Source organism: Burkholderia sp. BCC1977 (assembly GCF_905339595.1).
In the GTDB taxonomy this organism is placed as follows: domain Bacteria; phylum Pseudomonadota; class Gammaproteobacteria; order Burkholderiales; family Burkholderiaceae; genus Burkholderia.
On sequence record NZ_CAJPGQ010000048.1, the window covers coordinates 46,110 to 56,764 of the forward strand.

The 10,655-nt window shown below is 62.9% G+C and carries 9 protein-coding genes and 2 pseudogenes; 2 read left to right on the plus strand and 9 right to left on the minus strand.

Annotated features, from left to right (window positions below):
• Positions 1–7: 7 nt before the first annotated feature.
• From astA to U5771_RS29370, 7 genes and pseudogenes are all read right to left on the minus strand, one after another.
• A complete protein-coding gene (gene astA / locus U5771_RS29340) occupies positions 8–1,039 on the minus strand; it encodes an arginine N-succinyltransferase (protein ID WP_322027214.1) in 1,032 nt (343 codons plus the stop codon).
• Positions 1,036–2,088 carry an arginine/ornithine succinyltransferase subunit alpha gene (gene aruF / locus U5771_RS29345; protein WP_322027215.1) on the minus strand — a complete coding sequence of 351 codons (1,053 nt, stop codon included), beginning with the start codon at positions 2,086–2,088 and terminating at the stop codon, positions 1,036–1,038. Before aruF ends, astA begins: the two co-directional genes overlap by 4 nt.
• 30 nt (positions 2,089–2,118) lie before the next feature.
• On the minus strand, positions 2,119–3,351 hold the full coding sequence (locus tag U5771_RS29350) for an aspartate aminotransferase family protein (RefSeq protein ID WP_322027216.1): 1,233 nt from the start codon (positions 3,349–3,351) through the stop codon (positions 2,119–2,121).
• 1,008 nt (positions 3,352–4,359) lie between these two features.
• A pseudogene (locus U5771_RS29355) lies at positions 4,360–4,488 on the minus strand (IS3 family transposase); the annotation flags it as partial.
• A 239-nt stretch (positions 4,489–4,727) separates the two neighbouring features.
• Entirely contained in the window at positions 4,728–5,876 is a 1,149-nt protein-coding gene (locus U5771_RS29360; protein WP_322027217.1) for a porin, read from the minus strand.
• 111 nt (positions 5,877–5,987) lie between these two features.
• The gene (locus U5771_RS29365) at positions 5,988–6,839 is read right to left on the minus strand and encodes a transporter substrate-binding domain-containing protein (RefSeq protein WP_415859446.1); all 852 of its coding nucleotides are present in this window, start codon (positions 6,837–6,839) and stop codon (positions 5,988–5,990) included.
• 109 nt (positions 6,840–6,948) lie between these two features.
• Entirely contained in the window at positions 6,949–7,737 is a 789-nt protein-coding gene (locus tag U5771_RS29370) for a hypothetical protein (RefSeq protein ID WP_322027218.1), read from the minus strand.
• 107 nt (positions 7,738–7,844) lie between these two features.
• Between U5771_RS29370 and U5771_RS29375 the strand changes: the two genes are divergently transcribed.
• Positions 7,845–8,753 (plus strand): LysR substrate-binding domain-containing protein, encoded by a 909-nt coding sequence (locus U5771_RS29375; protein ID WP_322027219.1) that lies wholly within the window; start codon positions 7,845–7,847, stop codon positions 8,751–8,753.
• A 166-nt stretch (positions 8,754–8,919) separates the two neighbouring features.
• Positions 8,920–9,072 (plus strand): annotated as a pseudogene (locus tag U5771_RS29380) (S-(hydroxymethyl)glutathione dehydrogenase); the annotation flags it as partial.
• Positions 9,073–9,259: 187 nt separating this feature from the next.
• Here the strand turns inward: U5771_RS29380 and U5771_RS29385 are convergent.
• Both U5771_RS29385 and U5771_RS29390 read right to left on the minus strand, forming a co-directional pair.
• On the minus strand, positions 9,260–10,303 hold the full coding sequence (locus tag U5771_RS29385) for a GlxA family transcriptional regulator (protein ID WP_322027220.1): 1,044 nt from the start codon (positions 10,301–10,303) through the stop codon (positions 9,260–9,262).
• A gap of 21 nt (positions 10,304–10,324) precedes the next feature.
• Positions 10,325–10,655 (minus strand): ATP-binding cassette domain-containing protein (locus tag U5771_RS29390; protein ID WP_322027221.1); only part of this gene is annotated, 331 nt, incomplete at its 5' end.

Consider the following 10,655-nt stretch of genomic DNA (forward strand, 5'->3'; position numbering starts at 1 on the left):
GATTCGTTTATCCCTGTTTGACTTTGAGCGGCAGCACGCGCACCGGATCGCCGGCCTTCACGTCGAGCGCGGCGGCATCGTCGGCCGACAGCACGAACGCACCGTTCGCGACCACGCCCGGCGCGACGCCCACGCGGAAATCGCTGAGCGACGTATTCGACACGAGCGACTTCGGCGCGTCGTCACGCACGTCCGGCACGCCGATCGCGACCGGCACGACGACGCTCTCGCGCACCGTGCGCAGGTCGTTGACGTGGCATTCGAGCACCGGGCCCGCGTCGAAGATGTCGACGTGATTCTGGTAGCGCAACCCTTCCGCCTCGAGCATCTTGCGGGCCGGCAGCGTGTCGCGGTGCGTGAGGCCGACCGCGTCCTGCGCATCCTGCGGCAGCAGGTCGACGTACACCGGATAGCGCGGCATCAGCTCCGCGAGGAACGACTTGCGGCCGTGCGAGCTGAGGTAATCCGCTGCATTGAAATCGATCTGGTAGAAGTGCGAACCGACCGCGCGCCAGAACGGCGACGTGCCGTCCTCGTCGAAGTGGCCGCGCAGTTCCGCGCAGATGCGTTCCGGGAAACGGTCGCGGAACTGCGCGATGAACATGAAGCGCGAGCGCGACAGCAGGCCGCCGACGCCGCCCGTGCGATAGCGCGGGCTCAGGAACAGCGAGCACACTTCCGCGTAGCCCGTCAGGTCGTGCGAGATGTTCAGCGCGGACATCCGCGTCCACACCCCGAGCTCCTGGCTCGCGTGCACGACCGTGCTCACGCGATAGTTGTAGAACGGCTGTTCGAGGCCGACCTGCGTCTCGATTCCGCACACGCCCGCGATGTCGCCCGTCTTCGATTCTTCCATCACGAAGAAGTAGCCGGCCTCGCCCGGCGCGGCCCCGCCCTCGAGCGTGCGGCGCGTGCGTTCGATGCGCGCGGCGAGCGCGTCGCGGTCGGGCTTGAACGTGGTCAGGCCCGGCCCGGTTTCCTTCGCGAGCGACACGAGCGCGTCGACGTCGCCCGTTTGTACGACCCGAACGACGATCATGCTGCGTCTCCCTTCATCTCTTCATCGTCGCGGCGGTGCAGCGGCACGCAGCGCACGACATCGCCATCCTTCACATCGAGCGCCGCGCGCACGTCGCCGGCCAGCGGCGCGTCGGCCGTGTCGCCCGGCAGGTCGGCCAGCACGCAGCGGAACGATTCGCCGCTGCCGGTCGACACCATGTACGCGACGTCGCCCTGCTGCCGCGCCGCCTCGCGCACGGTGCGTTCCGCGCCGTGCTTCACGCATGCCGTGCGGTCGACCTGCGCGGTCAGCACCGGGCCCGCGTCGAAGATGTCGACGAAGCGGTCCGGCTCGAAGCCTTCCTCGAGGTGGATGTCGTACGCGAGCAGCGCCGTTTCGTTCGGCTCGCCGAGCACGCGCTGCGCGGCTTCCGGCAGCAGCGGCACATAGAGCGGATACGCCGGCATCACTTCCGCGATGAACGTGCGGCTGCGGCCGCCCGACGCGATGTCGACGTCGGTGAAGTTGCGGCCGAAGAACTTGCGGCCCACCGCTTCCCAGAACGGCGATGCGCCCGTGCCGTCGCTCACGCCGAGCAGCAGCGTGAACACTTCCGGCGTGAAGCGGCGGCGGTTCGCGGCGATGTACATCATCCGCGCACGCGAGATCAGGTGCGCGGCCGCGTCGCCGCGCAGCGACGGATCGACATAGAAGCCCGCCAGCCGGCTCTTGCCGGTCAGCTCGTGCGACATCGTGAGCGCGTGGATCTTGCGGTTCACGTGCAGCTCGCGCGACGCGTGGATCAGTGCGTCGTTGCGGAACGCGTAGAACGGTTCCGAGTAGCCGGCCGCGGCCACGATGCTCGCCGTGCCGAGCAGCTTGCCCGTCGACGAATCCTCGAGCACGAAGAGGTAGAACTCCTCGCCGGCGAAGTCGACGTCCGCGCGAAACGAATCCTCGGAGAGCGCCACGCGCGCTTCGAGCGCCGCGCGGTCGTGCGGCAGCGAGTGCAGGACCGGCTGCGCGGTGCGCGCCATGTGCGCGAGCGCATCGAGATCCGTGAGTTTGCCGGGGCGAACAAATAGCATCGTCGTTCCTGTCTGCGATGGGTGCGCCGATCAGCGCGCGGTGGCTTCCTGGGCCGCGAGCACCTGCTCGACTGCCTTCTCGAAGCGCTTCATGCCTTCGTCGAGCAGGTCGAACGGGATCACGAGCGACGGAACGAAGCGCAGCACGTTCGGGCCCGCGATCAGCATGATCAGGCCGTTCTCGGCGGCGGCGGTGACGAAGTCCTTCGCGCGGCCGTCGAATGCGGCGGTGAGTTCCGCGCCGACCAGGAGGCCCTTGCCGCGGATGTCCTTGAAGATGCCGAAGCGTGCGTTGATGCGTTCCAGCGCGCCCTTCAGTCGCACGCTGCGTTCGCGCACGCCTTCGAGCAGTGCCGGGTCGCCGATCAGTTCGACGACCTTGTCCGCGATCGCCGACGCGAGCGGGTTGCCGCCGTACGTCGTGCCGTGCACGCCGACCTTGAAGTGCGCGGCCAGTTCGTTCGTCGTCAGCATCGCGCCGATCGGGAAGCCGTTGCCGAGCGCCTTCGCGGTCGTGAGGATGTCCGGCGTGACGCCCGTGTCCATGTATGCGTAGAACTGGCCCGTGCGGCCGACGCCCGTTTGCACTTCGTCGAAGATCAGCAGTGCGCCGTTGGCGTCGCACGCTTCGCGCAGTGCCTTCAGGAAGGCCGGATCGGCCGGGATCACGCCGCCTTCGCCCTGCACCGGTTCGACGATCACCGCGCAGGTTTGCGGGCCGATCGCGGCCTTGGCGGCTTCGATGTCGTTGAACGGCAGGTGCTTGATGCCGGCCGGCACCGGGCCGAAGCCTTCCGAGTACTTCGGCTGGCCGCCGACGCTGACCGTGAAGAACGTGCGGCCGTGGAACGACTGGACGAACGACACGATTTCGTATTTGTCGGCGCCGTGGCGTTCGAATGCGACGCGGCGTGCGAGCTTCAGGGCGGCTTCGTTCGCTTCCGCGCCCGAGTTCGCGAAGAATGCGCGGTCGGCGAAGGTCAGCGATTCGAGGCGTTTCGCGAGGCGCAGCACCGGCTCGTTCGTGTAGCCGTTGCCGATGTGCCAGAGCTTGCGGCCTTGTTCGTCCAGGACCTTCAGCAGTTCCGGGTGGCCGTGGCCCAGCGACGTCACTGCGATGCCGCAGGCGAAATCCACATATTCGCGGCCGGCCGTGTCCCACACGCGGGAGCCCTCTGCACGGTCCGGCACGTACGGCGCGGGAGAGAATACCGGCACCATCACTTCGTCGAATGTCTGGCGGGTCACGGTCGAGGTCGTCATGGTCGTTCCTTTCGGTTTCGTAAGAGGGTTCAACAGGATCAAGTTTAGGTAAGGGTGGCGCAAGCGTCTTGCGGAATTGCGACGGGTTCTATCGGAAGCGGTTTTCTTCGGTCTATTTTGCCCTCCCGGTGGGGCGGGCTTGGTTTTTTGTCGTTCGTTTTATTTGGGGTCGCTTGGGTGGGGCGCTTGCTTTTTCGTGAAGCACCTGTGAGCGTGTCGGTCTATTAGCGTCGCCCCTGCGCGGGGCGGCGGTTACTTTTCTTTGTCTTGCCAAAGAAAAGTAACCAAAAGAAAGGCGCTCGGACAACGCATGACTTCCCGGTGCCGTGGCAATCGGAGTGGCCCTCGCCTAAGTGTCCGCGCCAGGACAGAACCCGGAGTGGTTCGAGCAATGGTTCTGACACCGCTCGCCACCCCGCGGAGCGGTATACCGCCCGCTAGCTCCGTCCTCGCTTCGCTCGGCCGACAGGGACGCCTCCCCCTCGGGGCAGCGCACTCGATCAAGCAGCTATAGCCCCCGCAAGCAATAACGCGAACCTTGTGCGTAAGCAGCGTACCCAATGCGACCTCACCATCTCGAGCAATATCGAGATGCCCCCTTACGGCGCGCGATTGCGATTGTGGCTTTCCGAGAGGGGGAAACAATGACTTGCAGATCAAGCGTGGTGTGATGATGGGCGAAAGGCTCTCGGGGAAGTCGTTTCGAGCCGCACGGCAACGGGCGGTGTCGCGTCGCTCAAGAAAGGCACATTTGATGAGCAGATCGAGGCGACGACTCGCGGCCGTACGCCCGACGGCCCGGAGGGTTATCCCTACTACATCGAGACGGCAGACGGCCGCATCCATTCCGGCCTACTCGATGCAAGCGGCGAGCTACCGGGTGTCTGCACCGGCGACGGATCAGGAGACTACCCCGTCTATTGGCGTGACGAAGCCATCGCAAAAAAACACAGCGGGGTAAGTCACGCCTGATCCCTCCACGAAGGTCCGCACGAACGACACACCAAACGTGATCGGGTTCGGGTGCCCCTCGAACTGCTGCGCCAGTTCGGCCAGCGTCCGCTCGCGCTTGACCGCCGCCTGGGCCACTTTCGCCTTGAACGCCGCTGAGTGCGTCCGTCGGGTTCTCTTCGTCACCTTTCCGGTTCCCTTGCCTGCATTATCGCTGGCTCAGGCCCCGGGCATTCCACTTACCCGACTGTCCGAATTTGCGCGGCCACCTCTCGGCACGGTGCGCGATACGCCACGCGAGATGCTCGCGCCGCCGCCAGCCTTGGTGGTGCGCGCATCGACCGGGCCACGGCGCAGAGGCCGAGTTCGCAGGTCATGCGGCAGGGCCTGCCGGCTTCGTTCGGTAGATCCTGCCGTACACCTGATCAGAACGAATGCCGCAGCGCGACGCGGCTGATGAATTGCCGGTTCGACGACGACGAATTGTCCGCACCAGTGATAAACGCCTGATCCAGAAACGTGCCTGTATTGCCATCCGCAACCTGTTGGAACGCGCCCTGAAGATAGATGTCCGTGCGTTTCGAGAGGCTGTAGTCGAGCATCAGGCCGACCTGGTGCCATTTGGGTCGCGCACTGCCGTTGCTGCCCTCGTACTTGCCGAGCGTGTACGTATACATGGCCTGTGCGAAAAACGCCGGCGTGAAGTCGTATTTCACGTTGAACTCGAAGTTGTCAAAGTGCAGCGAGCCGACCTTCACACCCGCCGGAAAAGTTCCTGGCGTCAGATAGCCATTGCCGGCAGGTGAATCCAGCGACGTGTGACTGTAGACAAAACCCAGTGTTGCGCTGGCAATCACGTAGCTGAGCCCTGCCCCATAGGTTCGCTGGTGCCCCGCGAAAAAACTCGCGTCGTTCGCCGCAACCGCGCCGACGCCATTGCCGCCGACATTGTCGATATCCATATAGGCCGCGCCCAGCGACACCGGACCGGCGCTATAGGCCGCGCCAATGCTGTACAGCCGGTTGTTCGCGAATGCGCCTGCGGCATTGCTGAAACCATAGACGCCGCCAAACGTGAGGCCCCCGATATTCGGGCTGGCGTACTTCACCGAGTTGCTGACGCGAAACGAGTTGTCCGTGTTGTCGTTGTCGTAGGGATGGGCAAAGAGGTATCCCGAGTACCCGCCGTTCGCCGTAAGCGGCGCAAGGTAGTCCACGACGGAATCGTACTGACGACCCAGCGTCAGACTACCCAGCTTGTCGCTTTGCGCCCCAACGTACGCCTGTCGGCCAAACATCCGTCCACCCTGGTTGGCGCGTCCGGTATTGAGGTCGAATCCGTTCTCAAGCGTAAAGAGCGCGGTGAGCCCGCCGCCAAGATCCTCCTTGCCGTTGACTCCCCAACGGCTGCCTGCCGCGTAGCCGCTCGCCATCTCGTATGCGTGCGCTCCCCCGGTATTCGTTGTGTAATTGAAGCCCTCGTCGATAATCCCGTAAAGGGATACCGAACTTTGCGCGTACGCAACAGGCGAAAGCATCACGAACAATCCAACCGTGAGGACTTTCTTTTTCATTGATGTCTCCATACTTATAATTAGAATACCTGATTGATTGGCCCGATATACGCGGCAAGTTTGAGCAGTGCAATGCCGGCTGCACTGCACCACCTCGAGAATTTCAAACCATCACGGATTGATATTGGTCTTGAACCATTTCTCCGACAGCCTTTTCACGGTGCCGTCGGCGAGTGCGGCGGCAAGCGCGGCGTCGAACTTTGCTTTGAGATCAGCGTCGCCTTGACGGAACGCGAGTGCCTCGCCCGGTCCCCAGATCGTCCCGCCAATCTTCGGCCCGACAAACGCAAGCGACTTGTTCTCCGGTTGCTGCAGGACCGTGGAGAAATAACTTACGTCGTCGAACGAGACATCGATTCGGCCAGCCGCGAGATCGAGATCGCGTTCGGGCGACTTCTTGTATTCACGGATGGTCGCGATGTCTTTGAAGTTCTTGTTGATGAAATCGGTGTAGGCCGTACCAGTCTGGATCCCGATGGCTCTTCCCTTCAAAGCCGCACGCAGCCGGTCAATGGCGGATTTATCCGCTGCCGGGTCACCGGTCAGTTTGAGCACGTCTGCCGGGCTGCCGACACCGGACAGCAACTTCGGATCGGCCGAGACAAAAGCACCTGGCGTCAATGCGTAGGGATGCGAAAACGCGACCACCTTCTCACGCTCGGGCGTGATCATGATCGCGTCCATCAATACATCGAATTTACCCGCCCGCAGGCCTGGAATCATCGCGTCCCAGTCCTGCGCAACCAGCTTGCACTCCATCCTGATGCGCGCGCACAGATTCTGCATCAGTTCAGGCTCGAAGCCACCGAGTTTTCCACCCGGCAACGTGATGTTCCACGGCGCATATGCCCCTTCGGTGGCGATGGTGACCGATGTCCACTCCTTCGCATCCGCCGTCGTGCTCAACATCGCCGTCGCGCCCCACACGGCTAACGCAGTCAGCATTCCTCGCTTGAAAACCATTGTCTACCTCCGCTGGATAATTATTCAAAAATAATTCGTGATACTTATTTTCAACCTCACACTGCCGGCCTCATTTGCTCAGTTCATTGCGTGACGAATTGGGCGATCATCAGGCCGCGCGTCCGTAAAAACCGAGCTTCTCTTCGTCGCTGAACATCACACCGGATTTCTCATAGTAGGAGAACACCGCGATCATCCGCTCGCGGTTGCCGCGCACGCTCGTGACACGATGCGCCGTATTCTTGCCTCTGAACACGTTCAGGTTGCCGGCCGTGAGCCTGAGGCTTTTGACATTCGGGTCGCGTCCTTCGAGAAGCCTGGCGACACCGTCATAGTTCGGATCGTCGTCTGCGCGAAGATCGGAGCGGTATTCGAATTCTCCACCCGCTTCCGGCTCCTGCAACAACAACGTGGTCGTGAATTCGGACCGGTCGAAGTGCCAGTTCAACGTCTCGCCCTCTCGGTACGACATGACGTTCACGCGCGCCAGTGGATCCTGCATCACGTGCAGCGCGCGCTTGCCCATGGTCGCGGCCAGAAACTGGACAAGCGGTTCGTACTCGTAGATCGCCAGCACGACGCTCGCGGGAATCTGGTCGGCACACACGGTGTGGCTGACGGTTTCGACCTGGCGAAGCGCGGGGTGGCCCGCATCGAGTTCCGGAATCTCCGGCTTGAAGTAGATGTTGTGCAGGCGCTTGTGAACATGAGACTTCGTATCCATGACAGGCTGAATCTCGGCGACCGCCTGTTCCGCCACACCGGGCAGCAGCAATCCTTCCAGATTGAACATGCCGTTCTCTGCCAGATCGGCAATGGAACGGTCGACCAGCGCCTGCCATTCAGCGCTTCCGACTCGATCCAACGGGTACCGCTCAAGGTTCAAAACGTGCCGCATTGTCGCCTCCTCAGATAGTGAGAAAGCAAGGTACCGTGAACAAATCTTTCCTTCAACGGCACAAATTGTTAGTCTGACGACAGAAAATCTTTCGCTGGAGACGTGAGATGTCAAGACTTCCCCCGCTGAACGCGGTCAAGGCGTTCGAGGTGGCCGCGCGGATGGGCGCGTTCGCGCTGGCGGCGACTGAACTCGGCGTGTCGGCTGCGGCGGTGAGCCAGCAGGTTCGCAACCTCGAGGCATATCTGGGCAAACAGCTTTTTGTTCGAACCGGCAATCGCATCACGCTGACCGATGCCGGGCTCGCCATCTACCCGCAGACCGCTCGCGCGCTGAACGATATCGCCGCGATGACGGTGCGCATTCTCGAGGGCGAGTTGCGCATGCGACTCGCCGTCAGCGTGCCGGCCTCGCTGGCGGAAACATGGCTCGCGCCCAAACTGGCCGAACTTCTCCAGCTCTTTCCGCAAATAGCGATCGATATCCGGGTCGAAGACGATCCCGTCGACATGGTGCGTCAGGATATCGATCTCAGGATCAGCTACGGCGACTATCACTATCCGACGCTCACGGCTATCCCGCTTGTCCATGATGAGGTTCTGCCTGTTTGCGCGCCGGACTTCTGGTACAAGCACGGCAACCACGACTTCGACCTGGCGTTGCTGCACGAGAGCATGTTCATCCACACCAACTGGGGGCCGAATTACGCCTCGCATCCAACCTGGAGCGACTGGTTCGCGAAGTCCGGAGGCAACACCCATCCCGACGCTTCACGCGGGCGCCGGGTCGGACTGTCGAGCCTGGCGATCACGTCGGCGAGATTAGGTCTGGGCGTGGCGCTCGGCCAGCGGGTCATGGCACGCGCCGACCTCGAAGCGGGCCGTCTGATTGCATTGTCTTCAGTGCCTCTTCGACTGGGCCATCCCTACTGCGCCTTCGTGGCCAACGCGAAATCCGAGCGCGCCGACATCAGGAGGCTCGTCGCGCTGCTCAGCGACAATCCGCCGGCCGGCTGACTACACTCACACCCACACCCGCGCCGTGACGCGCGACGGAACATTCACGGAAGGGATTCGCCACCTTGCACTGCATTTGCTCCAATGCATGTGGTACGCGGGCCTCCCTCAGGGATCGACAGGAGATCCTCGGCCAACACAGCCGTTGTCCTATCGACGAGGAAAGATGAAGACCAAAGCGGCCATCGCATGGAAAGCCGACGCGCCGTTGACGAGCGAAGAAGTTGATCTGGAAGGCCCGCGCGCCGGTGAAGTGCTGATCGAAGTGAAGACCACGGGCATCTGCCGCACCGACTACTACACGCTCTCCGGCGCGGACACTTAGGCGAGGGCCACTGGGCGGGCTATGGCACCGGGAAGTCATGCGTTGTCCGGGCGCCTTTCTTTTGGTTACTTTTCTTTGGCAAGACAAAGAAAAGTAACCGCCGCCCCGCGCAGGGGCGACGCTAATAGACCGACACGCTCACAGGTGCGTCACGAAAAAAAGCGCACCAGCCAAAACAGAGTCAATCCTTCCCGCCACGCTCGACTAGCGCACCCCCGCGAGGCTCGCTCCCGCCGCCGGTTTGCTTCTCGAGCCAGGCCCGCCGATCTTCCCGAGGCGTGACGCCAAACCTCTCTCGGTAAGCATTGGAAAAATGCGCGGCAGAAGAAAACCCGCAAGCGAGACTGACCTGAACCACCGACTTGCTGGTCCGCTGCAACTGCGTCCTTGCCTTGAGCAATCTGAGGTTGAGGTAATACTTGGAGGGCATCGCCCCGAGATACTGCCGAAAGAGTCTTTCGAGCTGCCGCCGCGATACGCCGACAAGCCCGGCGATTTCATCGGTAGTAAGCGGATCCTCGACATTGGCCTCCATGAGCAGCAACGCGTCGTTGAGCCGAGGATGCCGCTCGCCCGGCGCGGTCACGAAAGGAATCCGCTGCCGCTCCTCGCCGCTGCGCAGCGTGCCGGCGCCAAGCGCATCGGCAATCCGCTCGGCAAGATCCGCCCCATGTTCCCGGCCGATCATGGCCAGCATGAAATCGACGGTCGCCTGCCCGCCGGCACAGGTCGCCCGATCGCGATCGATCTCGAAGATCTGCTGCGTGACGATCGACCGCTCGAACTGTTCGGCGAACTGCTGATACGTCTCCCAGTTCACGCTCACGCGATATCCGGAAAGCTGCCCGGCCATCGCGAGCCACCACACGCCGTGGTGAATCCCCGTAACGACGGGCGTGCGCTGCCCGACCCGCGCGAGGCTCGCGAGAAACAGCCGATAGTCGGCAAACTGCTGAAACCGCTCCGACACGACGATCAGCCAGTCGCACGCGATCGCATCGTTGAACGCCGCATCGGCATGCCACTGCGCGCCGCCGGCGAGCGGCACCGGCCGCCCGTCCCACGAACACACCTGCCAGCGATACAGCAAGCGGCCGTCGATCTCGTTCGCGAGATGCAACGCATCGACGATCGGACCCACACCCGACATCGACACGGGCGGCAATGCAACGATCGCCACCTGCGTCGTGCGGGTGGCGCCTGCGGGACGAGACACCGGGACCACGTATGAAACCCGCCCTTCGCGTTACTTGAGACTGCCCGACAGGAACTGCTTCAGACGCTCGCTCTGCGGACGCACCAGCACCTCCTTCGGATCGCCCTCTTCCTCGGTCCGCCCCTGATGCAGGAACATCACGTGGTTCGACACGTTGCGCGCAAAACCCATCTCGTGCGTGACGACGATCATCGTGCGCCCCTCCTCGGCCAGCTTCTGCATCACCTTCAGCACTTCACCGACCAGCTCCGGATCGAGCGCCGACGTCGGCTCGTCGAACAACATCACGTCCGGATGCATCGCCAGCGCCCGCGCGATCGCGACACGCTGCTGCTGACCGCCCGACAGATGCGACGGATAC